Below are 16,537 nucleotides of genomic sequence, written 5' to 3'. Positions count from 1 at the left end.
CCGGTCAGACGGTCGGGGTCAGGCGCTGAGCTGCCGCCTGCCGGGCACCCTCGGCGTGGAAGATCTCGGTCAGCTCGGCACCGAGGGCGCCGAGCAGATGCGGAAGCACGTACTGGCCGGAGTCGAGCTCGGTGAGCAGCCTGACCCGGACCAGCTCACCCAGTAACAGGCGGGCGTCGGCGATCGACGCGGCCAGCAGGCTCGCGGCGGCCTCCGTGGTGAGTCCGGTGCCGGGATGCAGCGACATCAGCCGGAACAGCTCGGCCGCCTTCGTGGTCACGCTCTGGTAGATCTGTGACCGGGTACCCGCCACATCGACGACCTCGTCCGCCCCGTACCCGGAGGCACCGGAGCGGTCCGGCAGGTCCTCGACCACCTGGGCGAGCGGCACGTCGGGCTCGCTGCCGGTGCCCGCCGCGACCTCCGTGAGCCAGCCCGGCACACCCGCGCACCGGCGGACGATCTCGCTCGCGGCGTCCGGCTCGCCGGTCAGGCGGGTGTCGCCGATGTGTTGCCGCAGCAGCTGGCGGGAGTCCGCCTCGGTCATCGGATCCAGGCTCAGCTGCCGCGCATCGTCGGCGGCGACCAGACCGGTCAGCCGGTTGCGGCTGGTCACCAGCAACAGAGACCCGGGCGTACGCGGAAGCAGCGGCCGTACCTGCTCCGCGGTGTACGCATTGTCGAGCACCAGCAGCACCCGGCGCCCGGCCAGGGCCGAGTGGTAGAGCCCGGTGAGCGTCGGCGGATCGGCGAACAGCGGCACGGTCAGCCGCAGCCGGTCCAGTACGGCGGTGACCACCTCGGCCGGCGCGAGGCCGGCGTCCGCCACGCCCCGCAGATCGAGGTGCAGCCGGCCGTCGGGGAACCGTCCCGCCGACCGGCCGGCCCAGTGCAGCGCCAGAGCCGTCTTGCCGATACCGGCGGGCCCGGTGATGATCACGGCCGGCGGCCCGTCTTCACCGGCGGCCATCGCATCGAGCTGGGACAGCTGGACGTGACGTCCGGTGAAGGCCGGGTCGTGGCCGGGCAGCCGGATCGCGGCCTGGCCCGGCGGTGCCGGGCGGTGAGGTGGATCGTCGTGCGACCCGGCCCGCACCCCGGTCCCCGCGCGGAGGAAGTTCTCGCGTTCCGCGCCCCGCAGACGGAACGCGGTGGCGAGCCGCCGCATGGTGCCGGCCTGCGGTCTGCTCACCCGGCCGGTCTCGATGTCCCGGATGGTCCGCGAGCTCACCCTCGTCTGTCCTGCCAGTTCTTCCTGAGTCAGTCCGAGCCGGTGACGGTGATCGCGGACCAGGTCGCCAAACATTCTGCCTCCCCCGAAGCGCATTTGTCAGCGTCGATGAGGCTACCAGCCGGTATCCTCCCGCCGCAGGACCGTTCAGCAACCTTTCCTTCCACAGTGGATTGCGCCGGGCGCCCGCTCTGGGAACGCTTCGCGACTTCCTCCGGAAACCCTCCGGTCTTCTTCCTGGTCTTCCCGGCCGGTGCTGAACCAGACTCGGAACGGCAGCCGGACACGGGGCGACGCCGGGTCCCCGCCCCTTGGGATCCGGGAGGTTTCCGTCGACCTGGCTGATCCCTCCGCGCGTCGGTGCTGAGTGCTCGGGCTTTCCGACCTCGGTGTCTGGCACCAGGCGGTGGCCCGTCCGGGCTACCGAAGCCCCGCACAGGAGGTACGGGAATGCGAAGAAAAGTGCTCGGTGGCGCCGCGGCAGCGGCGGTCGTGACGGCGACGGTGGCCGCCACGACGTGGTTCTCGCCGGGGGTGGCCATGGCCGCCACCACCGTTCCGGTCAGCGAGTCGTGCCAGGTGGCCCCGCCGTTGACGGGGACGCCCTGGACCGTCTCGACCACGTTCGTCGGCACCGCGCCGACGAGTGCCACGAAGAACTCCGTCTTCGTGGCCTCCGGTGGCTCGCAGCCGTGGACGGTGCCGTCCGACGTCAACGGTCAGGCGGTGACCGAAGTCGTCGACTACGAGCTCGACCTGGTGGTCTCCAGCAACGCGACGGTGCTCAACGCGACCGCCTCGGGCGGCTCGAACCTCGGTTCGGGCACGCCGTCGGTGACCCGCAACGGCAACGTGGCGACGCTGCGGATCCCGGGCCCGCTCACTCCCGGGTCCATCGTGGAGCTGCCGACGCTCAACTTCACCATCCGCGCCGGTGCCACCGCCGGCTCGGTCACCACGACGCTGGGCGGAGTGAGCTACTCGGAGCCCGGTGTCCGCATGGTCGGCACGGTCCTGACGGGCGAGTCGCCGACCACCTCACCGGCGGCCTGTTACCCGCCGGAAGCCGTACGGCTGACCCAGACGGTCGTGCGCTGACCGTCTGCTGACCGGGCTTGGCGGAGCCGCGCGATTCGGCTCCGCCAAGCTCCGCAAGATTACGCCGATCCCGACGAGGAAGGACGACGCCAGGTGAGCGCAGTGGAAGGACCGGTACACGAAGCGCCGGCGGTGGTCCCCGGCGCGGTGGACACGGACCTCGCGGCGCACGAGCCCGGCGCAGCGGTCCTCACGGTCCGCGACATCGTCAAGCGGTACGGCTCCCGGACGGCCGTGGACGGGGTCAGCTTCACGCTCGGGGCGGGCGAGTGCTTCGGCCTGCTCGGCCCGAACGGCGCCGGCAAGACCACCACCATCCTCATGATCTGCGGGCTGCTCGCACCCGACGCGGGCACGATCACCCTGGGAGCCGACGGGCTGCCCGCGATCGCGGCCGAGGCCCGGCGAGCCGTCGGTTACGTCCCCCAGGAGATCGCCCTCTACGACGACCTGACCGGGCGGGAGAACCTGCGCTTCTTCGCCGCTCTGTACGGACTGGGCCGCAAGGCCGCGCGGTCGCGCACCGACGAGCTGCTCGAGATGGTGGATCTGGCTGCGCGCGGAGCCGACCGGGTCGCGACCTACTCGGGCGGGATGAAGCGGCGGCTGAACATCGCCGTCGCGCTGCTGCACCGCCCGGCCCTGCTGATTCTCGACGAGCCCACCGTCGGCGTCGACCCGCAGAGCCGCAACGCCATCCTCAGCCAGCTGGAACGGCTGCGTGACGACGGCCTGGCCCTGCTCTATTCCAGCCACTACATGGCGGAGGTGGAGCGCCTCGCCACCCGTATCGGCATCATCGACGAGGGCCGCCTGCTCACCGTCGGCACCCGGGCCGAGCTCGTCGGGCTGCTCGGCAACGGGTTGGAGCGGGTCCGGCTCAGTTGCCCGCACCTGCCGGCCCGGACGGCCGCCGAGCTCGCCGCCGTCGAGGCCGTGACCGACGTGCGGGCCGCCGGCGGCACAGTGGAGATCGCCGTCGACCACGCGGCGAGCGCGCTGCCCGAGATCCTGACGGTGCTGGCCCGCTCCGGTGTCGTGGTCGCCGATCTGTCCGTCGAGCAGCCGAATCTCGAGACCGTCTTCCTGCACCTCACCGGCCGGGCGCTGCGCGATGGCTGACGCCCGGACGAGCCGCCGCACGGTGTGGGGCGCGGTGCTGCACAAAGAACTGCTGCAGAGCTGGCGGGACCGGTCCGTGCTCATCCTGGTCTTCGCGGTCCCCCTGATCCTGGCCGGCATCACCTCGGTCGCGTTCGGACGGCTGGCCGCCGGGGACCCGGTGACCGTAGGCGTCGTCGACCACGACGGTGGCACCGCCGCGCAGACGCTGGTCTACCAGGTCCTGCCGGGTCTCGCGGTGGGTGGTGGGGCGCTCGTGGAGACCCGGCTCTACCCGGGCGACGAACCCGCCCGCAAGGCCACCCGCGACGGCGACCTGGCCGCCACCATCATCATCCCCAGCGGCTTCGGCGTCGGCCTCACCGCGGGTCGTCCACCCGCGTTGCGCCTGCTCACCGGCGCGGACAACTCGCTGGGGGCGCCCGTCGCCGAGGCCGTGCTCCGCGGGTTCAGCGCCCAGACCGGCGGCATCATGCTGGCCATCGCGACCGCGACCGACGGTCCCGGCGGCGTCACCGCGTCGCAGCAGGTGATGCTGGACGCCTCCGCGCTGCGCGGTCCCGTCGGCATCGGGGTCGAGCAGGCCGGCACCCGCACGCTGGAGCCGGCGGCCTATTTCGCGCCGTCCATGCTGGTGCTCGCGTTGTTCTTCTGCGGGCAGATCGTCGCCCGGGGGCTGGTCGCTGAGCGGGTCCGGCGGACCCTCGCGCGGATCGCCCAGTCGGCCGTGCCGATGTGGCAGGTGCTGGCGGCGAAGTACCTGGTCGCGCTCGGCACCGGGCTGCTGTCGGCCGTCGTCCTGCTGGCCACCTTCACGGCGTTCGGCACCTCGTTCGGACCCGTGCTGCCGCTGGCGACGGTGGTCCTCGTCGTGGCCACCGCCATGATCGCGGTGTCCACGCTGGTCGTCCTGATCGCCCGCACCGAGCAGCAGGCGGCGAGCCTGGGGCTCACGGTGGCCTTCGTGCTGGCCGTCGCCGGTGGCAACTTCATCCCCCCGGCGCGGACCTCGCCGCTGCTGGAGACCGTGGCGCTGGCCACACCGAACGGCTGGGCGGCGCGGGCCTTCGCCGATCTGTCGGTGGCCGGCGCCGACCCCTGGGCCGCCGTCGCCACCCCGCTGGCAGTGCTGGCCGGTTTCACCGTCGTGGTGGCGATCGTCGTGGGGGCGCAGTCGCGCCGGTTGGTGAGGCTCGCCCATGCGTAGCGTCTGGACCATCGCGGTCACCAATCTGCGCCGCTCGGTACGCGAGCCGCTGCTGCTCTTCACCACGCTGGCTCTGCCCTTCATGATCATCACGATCGTGGGACTGGCGCTCAGCGACAGCGCCCAGCAGTTGACGGTCGGCGTCGTCTCACCGGGCTCGCACCAGCTCAACCAGGACCTCGTCGGGAGTGTGCGCGCGGCGGCGGGGCTGCACACCGTGGCCTACACCGACGAGGCCGACCTGCGGCGGGCCGTACGGCGCGGCCAGCTGACCGCGGGTGTGGTCGTGCCGGCCGCCTACGGCGACGACCTGCTCGCCGGGCGGCCCAGCGAGATCAGATTTCTGACCACGCCGCGTCAGTCCGGGGCGGCGACCGCCCGCGCGGTCCTGGCCAGCGTCGTCGACCGGCAGGTCGCCCCGATCGCGGCGGCCCGGTTCGCCAGCTCGGCGACCGACCGGCCGCTGACCGCCGAGCTCGCCCGCGCGCGGCGGCTGGCGCCGACGGTCACACCACCCGGGGTCGTCCTCGAGACGGTGGCACAGGCCGACACGATGCGGCTCGGCGTGGACTACACCGGGCCCTCCAACCTCACGCTCTTCGTGATCATCACCTCGATGACCTCGGCGGCGGCGCTGGTCGAGAGCCGCACGCAGGGCATCACCCGGCGCATGTTCGCGCTGCCGATCCGGCGCCGCACCGTACTGGCCGGCGAGTTCCTCGGCCGGTTCCTGGTGGCCGCCGCCCAGGCCGCGGTGATCCTCGCGTTCTGCGCGGCGGTCTTCGGCGTGCGCTGGGGCGACCCGGCCGGCGTGGCCGTACTCACCATCGCGCTGTGCCTGTTCGGCGCCGCGCTGGGCATTCTCGTGGGCTTCGCCGCCCGCACACCCGCTCAGGCCATCGCCGTCGGACCCACCCTCGGCGTGGCGCTGGGCATGCTCGGCGGCTGCATGTGGCCGTTGGCGATCGTCGGCGAGACGATGCGCCGCATCGGACACGCCACGCCCAACGCCTGGGCCCTCGACGGCTACGTCCGACTGATCAACACCACCGACGGGCTGCCCGCGGTCGCCGGCCCGGCCGGTGTCATCGCCGGGATGACGGTGCTCGTGCTCGCCGTCGCCGCCCGCGTCATCCGGAAGGCAGGAGTGTCATGACGCTATCAACAGCCGATCCGGCCGTGCCGGAGGAGGCCGACGCGCTGGCCGCGGCGGCCCGGTTGCTCACGCAAATCGAGGACATCGTCGCCGCGACGCCGGGCGACGAAGCGCTGCTCGATCAGCTGCGGGAGCTGCCGGGAGGCGTCCGCGGCGCGCTGACGCTGCTGACCTTCGGCACCCCGGCGGCGTTCCGGGCCGACCTCGCCGGCGATGAGACCGGCACGGTGGTGCTGATCGTGGACGCGGACGGCGAGGAGGTCCGGTTCTGTCTGTTGATCGAGGACGGGGAGTGCCGCGTCGTGGAGCCGGTCGCCGACCCGACCACCACGATCACGCTGTCGGCCCCGACCTTCCTGCGGGTCGCCTACAAGTTCATGGACGGCAACGACGCCCATCTCAACGGCCTGACCGAGGTCACCGGGGACGTCTTCACCGCCACCAACCTGTACGAGTGGTTCGACACACCGCTCGTGGCGCTCGGCCAGTACACGGTGGACCGGGCCGGGGACGCCGGATGAGCGCCCGGCTCGGAGTGGACGTCGTGCGCCTGGACCGGATCGCCCGCATCGCCGGCGCCGGCCCCGGCGCCGCGGCCCGGACGCTGCTCAGCCCGGCGGAGCGTGCCGGGCCGGGGCACGCTGATCCGCACCGGCTCGCCGCCGCGGTCGCCACCAAGGAGGCGTGGCTCAAGGCTGTCGGCCGCCGTCCCGCCGGGTGGTCCTTCCCGGATGTCTCGTTCCGGCCCGCCGGTGACGGTGGCACGGACGACCGCGGGCCCGGCCCCCGGCCCCCGGCGGTCACGGCGGTGCTGGACGCGTTCGCCGGAGACCTGGAAGTCGTCGTCCTGGGCGAGGGCACGGTCGGCGCGGTGCCGCACGATGCCGGCGCCCGACCGGACAACTGGGCCTGGTACGGCCACACCGGCCCGTGGCTGGTGGCGGCGGTGCTGCGATGACCGCCCTGATCTTCCCCGGCCAGGGCACCCAGCGTCCCGGGATGGGCACCGCGTTCCACCGGTTCCCGGAGGCCGCAGCGGTGATCGCCGCGGCCGGCCCGGCGACCGGAACCGACATGGCCGTCCTCCTCAGGCGCGGCCCGGCCCACCTGCTGCGGGACACCGGCAACGCCCAGCCCGCGGTCACCACCGTCAACCTCGCCGCGCTCGCCGTGCTGCGTGCCCGGCAGATCACCTACGACCTGGTCGCCGGTCACAGCGTCGGCGCGCTGGCGGCGCTGGTCGCGGCCGACGTCCTGCCGGAGCGTCAGGTGCTCTGGCTGGCGGCGCGCCGGGGCGCACTGATGAGCGCACTGCCGGCCGGCGGCTCGATGGTGAGCGTCTCCGGACTCACGGCCGCCGAGGCCGCACCGATCGTCGCCGCGGTGTGCCGGGCCGGCACTGTCGTCATCGGCCTGGTCAACGGGGCCTGCCGGGTGGTCCTCAGCGGCGAGTCCCCGGCGGTCACCGCGGCGACGGGGGCATTGCTCGCAGCCGGGGCGCAGCACGCGACCCCGCTGGCGGTGAGTCACGCGTTCCACTCCCCGTTGATGGCGCCGGCCCTGCCCGCGTGGCGGGACACCGTCGCCACGCTGCCGCTGCGACCCGCGGTCGTACCGGTGCTGTCGGACCTCACCGGCGAGCCGCTGACCGCCCCGCGCGACCTCCGGGACTATCTCGTCGACCAGCTGGCCGGGCCGGTGCGCTGGGACCTGGTCTGTGCCCGGCTCACCGCGGCCGGTCCGCGGACGGCGATCGAGGTCGGCGACTCCCGGGTGCTGCGCTCGTACGGCCACGGCTGCGCCGGTCTGAGCGTCATCGGCATGGCCCAGCCGCACAACGTCTCCCGCCTGTACAACGGGGAACCGTTGATCGCCGACCTGCCGCGCCTCACCGGCGAGGCCGCGCCGACCGCGGGGAGGATCGCATGACCGCCGCAGCCCGGGCCGGCCGCCCCGTCGCCGTCGTGACAGGCGGTTCGCGGGGCATCGGCGCCGCCGTCTCCCGGCGCCTGGCCGCCGACGGATTTCACGTCTACCTGACCTGCCGGAGCCAGGCGGCCAAGGCCAAGGCGGTGGTGGAGGACATTCTCGCCGCGGGTGGCCAGGCCCAGGCCGTGACGGCGGACGTCAGCCTGGAGGAGTCCGTCCGCGACCTGTTCGCGCTGGTCCGCCGGGAACAGGGCCGGCTGGACGTACTCGTGAACAACGCCGGGATCACGGAGGACGGCTTCCTGCTGATGATGAGCGACCGCAAATGGTCGCGGGTCATCGACACGAACCTCACCGGCGCGTTCCGGTGCTGTCGTGACGGCGCGAAGCTGATGGCCGCCGCACGGTCCGGATCAGTGGTCAACATCGCCAGCGTGGCGGGCATCGTCGGCACCGCCGGGCAGGCCAACTACGCCGCGGCCAAGGGCGGCCTGATCGCGCTCACCAAGAGCCTGGCCGCCGAGGTCGCGGGCAACGGGATACGGGTGAACACCGTGGTACCGGGGTTCGTCGAGTCGGACATGCTGCGCACGATCCCGGCGGCCGTGCTCGCCGAGCAGGTACGCCAGGTACCGATGGGCCGCGTCGGTACCTGCGACGAGGTGGCCGCCGCGGTCTCCTGGCTGGCGGGCGGCGAATCCAGCTACGTGACCGGCAGCACGTTGGTCATCGACGGAGGACTGGTCCGGCAATGAGCGCCGCACCAACCACACCGAAGCGGACGGGGGCAGCAGATATGACGGTCGAGGAGATGCGGCTGACGGCCAAACGCCAGCAGGAGTTGTGTGGCCGGATCAAGGAGATGCTGGTGGAGCGGCTGGGCCTGCCGCTCGACGTGGAGTGGATCACCGACGATCAGCCGCTGTTCGGGCGCGGCCTGGAACTCGACAGTGTGGACGCGCTGGAGATCTCGGTCGGCGTCAACGCCCTGTTCGGCGTCACCATCCACGACGACGATCGGGAGGCTTTCGGTTCGGTCGCGAAGCTCGCGGAGCGCATCAGTGACCAGTCCTGACGGCTCGCTGCGCATCCGGCCGGCCGGCCGGGCCCGCTCGGTCGCCGGGCGCAGGCTGCCGCTGCGGGCCGCCGACCTCGACGAGATCCTGCCGCACCGGGGGCAGTTCCGGTTGCTCGACCGGGTCGACGAACTGGACCCCGGGGTCAGGGCGACCGGCACGCTGCTGACCTCACGGACGGCGGCCTACTTCGACGGCCACTTCCCGGACCGGCCGGTGCTGGCGGGCGTGCTGTTGATCGAGGCTCTGGCCCAGCTCTCCGGGATCGTGCTGTGGAGCGCGGTGATGGAAGGCCTGATCCCGGACTGGAGCCCGGGCGGTCTGCAGGTGCTCGCCGGGGTGAACCGCATGCGGTTCCGCCGGGTGGTGCTGCCGGGTGACGTCGTGCGGCTGGAGGCCGCGCTCACGGCCCGTACCGGCCGGGTGGCCGAGTTCCAGGTGAAAGCGCTGGTGGAGCGCGAGACAGCCGCCGACGGCGCGGTGCAGATCGGCGTCAAGGAGACATGATGAGCAGATTCCTGATCGCACACCTCGGCCGGGACCCGGAGTTCGCAACCGTCTCCGGCACCCGGGTGGTCTGGTCGGTCGACGACTACGAGCGCGAGTACGCGGCTCTGCGCGGCGGCGCCGGTCTCGCCGACCTCAGCGGCAGCGGGCCGCTGCGGGTACGCGGACCCCACGCGCTGGAGGTGCTCAACCGGGCGCTGACCCGCGACGTGGAGTTCCTGGCCCCGGAGCAGACGCAGACCTCGCTGCTGCTCGACGCCGACGGCCGGCCCATCGACGTGGTGATCGTCCTCGCCGTCGCCGACAACGAGTATCTGCTGCAGTGCGGGCGGGGCCGCGCGGAATCGGTGGCCCGGGCGCTGGCCGAGGCGGCCGGCCATGAGCAGCCCGAGATCGAGGACCTGTCCGAGAGCTTCGCCGTGTTCAGCGTCGAGGGCCCGTACGCCTGGCGCGCCGTCGGGGCGGTGTTCGGCGAGGACTACGTGTCACTGGCGTACGAGAGCCTGCTCACCGTCGAGGTCAACGACGTGGAGGCGCTGATCGCGCGGATCGGTGTGACCGGCGAGTACGGCTACACCGTGTTTGTCCCGCAGGAGGCCGCGACGGCCGTCTGGCGAGCCCTGGCCGCCCACACCACGATGGTCGGCGATCGGGCCCTGGAGACAGCCATGATCGAGGTGCGCCAGCCGTTGCTGCACCGCGAGGCCGACGAGCACTCCACGGTGCTGACGACCGGGCTGAACTGGCTCGTGGACCTGGCCAAGCCGGACTTCGTGGGCCGTGAGGCGGTGCTCTGGCACCGGCAGGCGTACGGCGGCGCCCGGCCGATCGGTTTCGGCGTGGTCGCGGGACGGGTCGAGCCGGGCGAGGACCTGTTCGTCGAGGTGGAACACGTGGGGCGGGTCCGGCACGTGGTGGACAGCCCGGGCACCGGCGGCCAGCTCGGGCTGGCGCAGGTGGACCGGGAGTGGCAGGCGTCGCGGCTGGAGTTCAGCACCGCCGCGGGCGCCCGGGTACGGACGTTGTCGTCACCGTACGTGACCCCGACGAGCTGGGACACCCCCATTGAGGCGTAACGCAGCATCCGAGCTGGTTCAGGCGTACGGGAGGCGGACGTGACCCGAGTAGTGGTGACCGGCATCGGCATCAGGTGTGCCGGTGCGCGCAACACGTCCGAGTTCTGGGACATGATCCTCGACGGTCGCAGCGCTGTCGGCCCGGTGCGCGGCCTCAAGATCGACGCCTGCGAGTGCAAGGTCGGCGGGCAGGTGCACGACCTGGAGTACAGCGGGACCGGCGATCCCCGCGACCGGGTCGCCCAGCTGATGTTCCCGGCGCTGCGGGAGGCCGTCCGCGAGTCCGGTCTGGACCTCGGCACGGTCGACCGGTCCCGGATCGGCATCGCGCTCGGTCAGTGCCAGGCCGGCTTCTACGAGGACGGGTTCGCCCAGTTCCTCTACGCCAACGCCGACCTGATGGCCCGCGAGCTCGGCGCCACCGGCCCCCGCATGGTGGTTTCCACGGCCTGCACCGCCGGCGCCGCCTCCCTGACGCAGGCGGCCGAACGGCTCAGCTCCGGTGACACCGATGTGATGGTGGCCGGCGGGGTGGACCAGTTGTTCGCGCCGACCTGGAGCGGCTTCTCCGCTCTGCAGGCGCTGAGCCCGGACGGCTGCGAGGCGTACAGCCGTTCCCGCGGGCTCGTGCTCGGCGAGGGCGCGGGCATCCTGGTGCTGGAGACGCTCGACGGCGCGCTGGCCCGCGGCGCGGTGCCGATCGCCGAGCTGAAGGGCTGGGGCTCGTCGGCCGACGCACACCACATCACCGCACCGGACCCGACCGGTCGCGGGGCAGTGCTGGCGATGAGCCGGGCGCTGCGGCGCGCCGGCTTCGGCCCGGACGACGTGGACTACGTGTGCGGCCACGGCACCGGCACCGAGACCAACGACTCGATGGAGATCAAGGCTCTGCGGCTGGCCTTCGGCGACCGGGCCCCGGCCGTGCCGTTGAGCTCCATCAAGCCCGCGATCGGGCACACTCTCGGCGCCTCCGGTGCCATCGAGGCCGCCGCGTCGGTGCTGGCGCTGCGCGACCAGATGCTGCCACCGACGGCCAACTTCGACACCGGCTGCGACGCGACCCTGGACTTCGTACCGAACAAGGCGCGGCCGGCCACCATCCGGGTCGCGGTGTCGAACAACTACGCCTTCGGTGGCGACAACAGCTCGCTGGTCTTCTGCCCGCCCGGTGCCGGTCCGGAGCCCGCACCCCGGCCACGGCGCGCGGTGTGTGTCACCGGCGTCGGCGCGGTCGGGCCCATCGGCAGCGGCTACGCGGCCTGGCGCGACGCGTTGCTGGCCGGCGGCACCGGGCTGGGACCGGCCCGCGGCTTCGACACCGAAGGGCTGCCGGCGTCGTTCGTCGGCGAGCTGCCCGAGCTCGATCCGCGCGGGGTGGCCGCGCTCGGCGAGTGGCGGCAGATGGACACCTTGGGCCGCCTGGCCCTGACCGTCGCCCGGCAGGCCTGGAACGACGCAGGGCTGCGGCTGACCGTCGGCGAGCGCAACAACACGGCTGTGGTGTTCGCGACCGCGACCGGTCCGCTCGGCGCCATCACCCGGTTCACCGAATCGATCAAGACCGAGGCGAGTCCCGCGCTGTTCCCCAACACCGTGTTCACCTCGGCCTCCGGGCACGTGTGCAAGGCGCTGCGGCTGCGTGGCCCGCGCACCACGTTCAGCTCGGGCGCCGTCGCGGCCGTGCACGCCATCGAGTACGCCACCACCCTGGTGGGCAGCGGCGACGTCGACCACGCCATCGTCATCGCGGCCGAAGAGGTCACCCGGTTGCATCTGGCGACCCCGGGACGTCAGCGGGGGTACATGGCCAACTCCCGGGCGATCCCGTTCCAGCGGTCCAGCCCCGGGATCAACCTCGGGTCCGCCGGGGTGGCGTTCGTCATCGAACCGGCCGAGCAGGCGCAGACCCGCGGCGTCCGTTCGTACGCCGAGATCCTGGGTTGCGCGGTCGGCGGCGACGCCCTGCCGCCGCACGCCACCGAGGCCGACTACGACCCCAGCGGGCGGCAGTGGATGGCGGTGCTGCGCGCGGCGCTGCACCGCGGCGGCGTCACCCCGGCCGACGTGGGCTTCATCGCCGCGGTCGCCAACGGGGCCAACGCCATCGACTCCGCCGAGACCGGCGTGCTGTCGCAGGTGTTCGGGAAGCACGTGCCGGTGTCCTCGCCGAAATCGGCCGTGGGCGAGACCCAGGGCGCCAGCGGTGCGGTGTCGCTGCTGAGCGCGCTGGTGGCGCTGGAGACCGGGCTCGCTCCCCCGACCGCGGGACTCACCGACCCCTTCGGAGCGCACCGGGTCCGGCATGTGCTCGACGGCAGCCGGGTCCCCGTGACAGGCCGGGTGGCGGTGGCCAACGCCTCCTCGATCGGCGGCACCTACGGTTCCGTGGTGGTGCGCCGATGAACGCCGCGTTCGCTGCCGTCACGTACCGGCCGGGAGCGGCCGCCGACCCGGGGACACTGGAGCTGCTGACGCGGGTGGAGCGGGCCACGCTGGGCCCGTACCGGGCCGCCGAGCGGGCGGCCGCGATCCTGGCCGCGAAACAGGCTGTGCAACGCGTGCTACCGGGAACGACGCTGGATCAGATCGAGGTGCTGCGGCGCCAGCATTCCGCGCCCCGGCTGCGGGTACGCGGCATCGCCGTACCCCTGGCCGTGTCGTTGTCGCACGGCGACGGACTCGCCGTGGCCGCCGTGCTCGGACCCGGGGTGCCGCCGTGCGCGCGCTGATGCAGCACGCCGTCGGCGGCCCCGAGGTGCTCAGCGTGGTCGACACCGAGGAGCCGCGGCCGGGGGCCGGGCAGCTGCTGGTGCGCATCACGGCGGCCGGGCTGAACTTCCACGACGTGGAGACCCGCCGTCGCGGCGACCCCGGTATCCGGCTGCCCGCGATCCCCGGCACGGACGTCGTCGGGGTGGTCGAGCAGGTGGGACGCGGTGCCGGTGGCTTCACGGCCGGTGACCGCGTCGTCGCGCTCACCCGGTACGGCGGGTGCGCCGAGTACGCCGTCGTCCCGGCCCAGACCGCGGCCCGGTTGCCGGACGGCGTGCCGGACAGCCAGGCGGCCGGCGTCCCGACGGCCGGGCTGACAGCGTGGTTCCTGACCCGCGACCTCGTTCCCGTAGACGCGCGCGCCGTCGTCTGTCATGCCGCGGCGGGCGGCGTCGGACTGTGGCTGGGCACCCTGCTGGCCCGCCGCGGGGTGCCGGCGGTCGGCATCGTCTCCACCCCGGTCAAGGCCCGGCTGGCCTCCGCCGCCGGGTATCCGCACGTCGTTGACCGCCGGACGGCACCGGACCTGGTCCGCTCGGTGCGCCGGGCGACCCACGGGTTCGGCGCGACCGTGGTGTTCGACGGGGTGGCCGGACCGCGCTTCGCCGAGTCGTTCGAGTTCCTGCATCCCGGCGGCACGGTCGTGCTGTTCGGCCGGGCCGCGGGCGCGGCGGAGCTCACCCGGCTGCCCGAGGTCTTCCTGGACGTCCGCCGCAATCTCGGCCTGCGCACGTGGTTCCTGGGCCGGGCATTGACCCTTGACGGCCCGGCCGTGGCCGGCGCCCTCACCGAGCTGGCGGCGCTGATCGCCGGCGGGGGGACCACCATGCCGGTCACCGAGCTCCCGCTCACGGATGCGGCGCGGGCGTACGCGCTGCTCGAGTCGGGCGCGACCACCGGCAAACTGGTGTTCCGGCCGTGACCGGGTCCGAGGTCGTCGTCGTGGGAGCCGGGCCCGTCGGCCTGGCCACGGTGCTCGCCCTGCACCGCGCCGGCGTGTCAGCGGTGGCGGTCGAACGCGCCGAAGGTCCCTCGACGTACCCGAAGGCGCGGGTGGTCAGCACCCGCTCGATGGAGCTGTTCCGGCGCTGGGGCGTCGCGGACCGGATCCGGGCGGCCGCCCTCACCCAGGACTGGACCGAGCGCATCGTCGTCGCGCACCACCTGGCCGGCGCGGAACTGTGCCGGGTCGAGTCGCCGGTCGTGCCGTACCGGGAGAGCCCGGAGCACCGCGTGCTGTGCACCCAGGAGAAGCTGGAGCGGATCCTGGTCGACGAGCTGGACGCGGTCGCCCCCGGCGCGATCCGATGGCGTACCGAGGCGGTCGGTGTGACGACCCACGACACCCACGCCGAGGTGTCGGTCCGCGGCCCGGACGGCGCGCCGCAACAGCTCCGCGCACGGTATGTCGTGCTGGCGGACGGCTGCCGAGGGCTGGGCGCGGGGCCGGCCGTACCCGGTGCCGGTGCCCGACGCCGGCTGCTGCACCAGGTGAGCTTCCGGTTCCGCTCCGACCTGTCCGATCTGGTGGCGCACCGGCCGTCGTTCGTGACGTACATCGTGGGCTGTCCGCGGCCCGTGGCGCTGATGGTCGTGGACGGCACGCGTGACTGGGTCGCCATGACACTGTCCGGCAGTACCGAGACCGCCGCGGACTACCCACCGCAGCGGCTTCGGCACCTGCTCGCCGACTTCCTGGGCCGACCGGCCGACCATCCGGCGGTCGCCGGCGCCGACCTGGACCCGCCCCGGATGTGGAGCTTCGGATACCGCATCGCCGAGCGCTTCGTGCACGGCCGGATCCTCCGGGCCGGCGATGCGGCGCACGAGCTGCCGCCGACCGGCGCCACCGGCATGAACCTCGGCCTGGCCGACGTCGACGCCTTGGCCTGGCGCCTCGTCGCGCTGCTGCGGGGCTGGGGCGGCGAATCCCTGCTGGCCGGCTACGACGCCGAGCGCCGGCCGATCGCCGACCGGACGGCCCGCTGGACCCGGCACTGCATGAACGCCGCACCGAATCTCGCCGTCGCGGCCAGGCGGCACGATCCCGCCCTGCTGGCGCGTTGTGTCGAGGAGCTGGCGGTCTATCTGGACCATCCGGGCGTGGACCTCGGCCCGCTGTTACCGCCCGGCCTGTCGGATGCGGCCGACCCGGTGACCGACAGCCGGCCGGGCAGCCGCGCGCCGCACCACCCCACCGGTGGCGGCGGGTCGACTCTCGACCACTTCCACGACCTCCCGGTGCTGCTCGTCAGTGAAGCCGGGCCGCCGGTGCGGAACTGGGCGGCCCGGATGCTCGACCGGCACGGCGTGCCGGTCCGGGTGGTGGCCGTGGACGCGACCGGCGGCTGGACCGACCGGTACGGCGTGGCCCGCGACGGCGCAGTCCTGGTACGGCCCGACGGATACGTCGAGTGGCGCGGCCACCGGCCGGACGGCGACGGCACCGACGACACGCTGGATTCGGCTCTGCGGCGCGTCGCGGGCCGGCTCGGCGTCGGCTGACCGGTCGACAGCCATGGGGGCCTACGGGGGTGGGGATGCCGAGCTCGGGTGACGGCTACCGGGTGTCCGGCGCGGACCGGGAACGGGCCGTCGCGGCGCTCGGCAAGGCGTTTCTGGCGGGACGCCTGGACACCGACGAGTACACCCGCCGGGTCGGTTCCGCGGTCGCCGCCGTCCACTACCACGACCTGCAACCGCTGACCGCCGATCTTCCCGGCCGGGCCGCCCGTCTACCGGCCCCTCGCCGCCCGCTGCCCCCGGTGCTGGTGCTGCTGTGGCGGTGGTGGATCGCCGTCGTCGCCGCCGCCGTGCTGACCTACGGGGCCGTCTCGCTGGCCCAGGGCGGGCCGGCGTACCCCTGGCCACTGTGGATCGCCGGTCCGTCCGGCCTGGCCCTGACCGTCCTGACCGTCACCGTCCGCCGCCGGCGTACCACCGCCCGGCCCTACCCACGGTCCCGCCCGCGGAGGTATCCGCGACGCCGGCCGGTCCGCCGCTCCGTGCGACTCCCGAGATGAGACAGCCATGATCCGAAGAGTCGGCCTCGTCGCCGCCATCGCCTCCACATTCCTGCTGCTACCGGCCGATCTCGCGGCGGCCGCCGGGTCCGCCGACCGGCGACCGGCGCCGGTCACGCCGTCGACCGCGCCGGTCACCCCGTCGACCGCGCACGGCGCGCCGCCCGGACCCGCATCGGCCGGCCCGGCCGCGCGCGGTCCGTCGTCAGCCGGCCCGGCGAGGGCTGCGCGGGCCGAAGCCGCCCAGAGAACCGAGGCGGCAGCGGCGAAGGCCCGAGCCGTCCGGGACCCGGCCGGGGCCGGGAGTCCCGGCCAGTGCGGCCTTGCGGGCCCGGAC

17 protein-coding genes and 1 pseudogene are annotated in these 16,537 nt (G+C 73.6%); 17 read left to right on the top strand and 1 reads right to left on the bottom strand.

All coding sequences use genetic code 11. From position 1 onward, the window contains the following. Window positions 1–4: 4 nt before the first annotated feature. Window positions 5–1,306 carry a helix-turn-helix domain-containing protein gene (locus ACWEOZ_RS38890; RefSeq protein ID WP_451915682.1) on the bottom strand — a complete coding sequence of 434 codons (1,302 nt, stop codon included), beginning with the start codon at window positions 1,304–1,306 and terminating at the stop codon, window positions 5–7. 375 nt (window positions 1,307–1,681) lie between these two features. On the opposite strand from ACWEOZ_RS38890, the gene ACWEOZ_RS38885 reads away from it, so the two are divergent. The 17 genes and pseudogenes from ACWEOZ_RS38885 to ACWEOZ_RS38805 form a co-directional block, all read left to right on the top strand. Continuing rightward, window positions 1,682–2,329: a hypothetical protein gene (locus ACWEOZ_RS38885; RefSeq protein ID WP_451915681.1), complete on the top strand. Its 648-nt coding sequence runs from the start codon at window positions 1,682–1,684 to the stop codon at window positions 2,327–2,329. 102 nt (window positions 2,330–2,431) lie between these two features. Then, the gene (locus ACWEOZ_RS38880; RefSeq protein ID WP_451915680.1) at window positions 2,432–3,451 is read left to right on the top strand and encodes an ABC transporter ATP-binding protein; all 1,020 of its coding nucleotides are present in this window, start codon (window positions 2,432–2,434) and stop codon (window positions 3,449–3,451) included. Further along, complete coding sequence (locus ACWEOZ_RS38875; protein WP_451915679.1) at window positions 3,444–4,658, top strand: ABC transporter permease; 1,215 nt, start codon at window positions 3,444–3,446, stop codon at window positions 4,656–4,658. Before ACWEOZ_RS38880 ends, ACWEOZ_RS38875 begins: the two co-directional genes overlap by 8 nt. After that, window positions 4,651–5,814, top strand: a complete 1,164-nt coding sequence (locus tag ACWEOZ_RS38870) for an ABC transporter permease (protein WP_451915678.1) — start codon at window positions 4,651–4,653, stop codon at window positions 5,812–5,814. The genes ACWEOZ_RS38875 and ACWEOZ_RS38870 overlap by 8 nt, the downstream gene beginning before the upstream one ends. Further along, the gene (locus ACWEOZ_RS38865) at window positions 5,811–6,335 is read left to right on the top strand and encodes an SCP2 sterol-binding domain-containing protein (protein ID WP_451915677.1); all 525 of its coding nucleotides are present in this window, start codon (window positions 5,811–5,813) and stop codon (window positions 6,333–6,335) included. The genes ACWEOZ_RS38870 and ACWEOZ_RS38865 overlap by 4 nt, the downstream gene beginning before the upstream one ends. Continuing rightward, a complete protein-coding gene (locus tag ACWEOZ_RS38860; protein WP_451915676.1) occupies window positions 6,332–6,772 on the top strand; it encodes a 4'-phosphopantetheinyl transferase family protein in 441 nt (146 codons plus the stop codon). Before ACWEOZ_RS38865 ends, ACWEOZ_RS38860 begins: the two co-directional genes overlap by 4 nt. Continuing rightward, window positions 6,769–7,743 carry an ACP S-malonyltransferase gene (locus ACWEOZ_RS38855; RefSeq protein WP_451915675.1) on the top strand — a complete coding sequence of 325 codons (975 nt, stop codon included), beginning with the start codon at window positions 6,769–6,771 and terminating at the stop codon, window positions 7,741–7,743. The genes ACWEOZ_RS38860 and ACWEOZ_RS38855 overlap by 4 nt, the downstream gene beginning before the upstream one ends. Beyond that, window positions 7,740–8,498, top strand: a complete 759-nt coding sequence (fabG, locus tag ACWEOZ_RS38850) for a 3-oxoacyl-ACP reductase FabG (protein ID WP_451915674.1) — start codon at window positions 7,740–7,742, stop codon at window positions 8,496–8,498. Before ACWEOZ_RS38855 ends, fabG begins: the two co-directional genes overlap by 4 nt. Before the next feature lie 41 nt (window positions 8,499–8,539). After that, window positions 8,540–8,818 (top strand): acyl carrier protein, encoded by a 279-nt coding sequence (locus ACWEOZ_RS38845; protein ID WP_451915673.1) that lies wholly within the window; start codon window positions 8,540–8,542, stop codon window positions 8,816–8,818. Continuing rightward, the gene (locus tag ACWEOZ_RS38840; protein ID WP_451915672.1) at window positions 8,805–9,326 is read left to right on the top strand and encodes a 3-hydroxyacyl-ACP dehydratase FabZ family protein; all 522 of its coding nucleotides are present in this window, start codon (window positions 8,805–8,807) and stop codon (window positions 9,324–9,326) included. The genes ACWEOZ_RS38845 and ACWEOZ_RS38840 overlap by 14 nt, the downstream gene beginning before the upstream one ends. Then, window positions 9,326–10,402 carry a hypothetical protein gene (locus tag ACWEOZ_RS38835; protein ID WP_451915671.1) on the top strand — a complete coding sequence of 359 codons (1,077 nt, stop codon included), beginning with the start codon at window positions 9,326–9,328 and terminating at the stop codon, window positions 10,400–10,402. The genes ACWEOZ_RS38840 and ACWEOZ_RS38835 overlap by 1 nt, the downstream gene beginning before the upstream one ends. A 39-nt stretch (window positions 10,403–10,441) precedes the next feature. Then, entirely contained in the window at window positions 10,442–12,808 is a 2,367-nt protein-coding gene (locus ACWEOZ_RS38830) for a beta-ketoacyl-[acyl-carrier-protein] synthase family protein (RefSeq protein WP_451915670.1), read from the top strand. Next, window positions 12,805–13,134, top strand: a complete 330-nt coding sequence (locus ACWEOZ_RS38825) for a hypothetical protein (protein ID WP_451915669.1) — start codon at window positions 12,805–12,807, stop codon at window positions 13,132–13,134. Before ACWEOZ_RS38830 ends, ACWEOZ_RS38825 begins: the two co-directional genes overlap by 4 nt. Further along, window positions 13,122–14,099 carry a quinone oxidoreductase family protein gene (locus ACWEOZ_RS38820; protein WP_451915668.1) on the top strand — a complete coding sequence of 326 codons (978 nt, stop codon included), beginning with the start codon at window positions 13,122–13,124 and terminating at the stop codon, window positions 14,097–14,099. The genes ACWEOZ_RS38825 and ACWEOZ_RS38820 overlap by 13 nt, the downstream gene beginning before the upstream one ends. Next, window positions 14,096–15,682, top strand: coding sequence for an FAD-dependent monooxygenase (locus tag ACWEOZ_RS38815; protein WP_451915667.1), 1,587 nt, complete (start codon window positions 14,096–14,098; stop codon window positions 15,680–15,682). Before ACWEOZ_RS38820 ends, ACWEOZ_RS38815 begins: the two co-directional genes overlap by 4 nt. Window positions 15,683–15,717: 35 nt before the next feature. After that, on the top strand, window positions 15,718–16,200 hold the full coding sequence (locus ACWEOZ_RS38810; protein ID WP_451915666.1) for a DUF1707 SHOCT-like domain-containing protein: 483 nt from the start codon (window positions 15,718–15,720) through the stop codon (window positions 16,198–16,200). Window positions 16,201–16,207: 7 nt separating this feature from the next. Further along, a pseudogene (locus ACWEOZ_RS38805) lies at window positions 16,208–16,537 on the top strand (hypothetical protein); the annotation flags it as partial.

This window comes from Actinoplanes sp. NPDC004185, from assembly GCF_053603475.1.
Note: the sequence above shows the minus strand (reverse complement) of the source record. Positions and strands in the feature narration are given on the sequence as shown.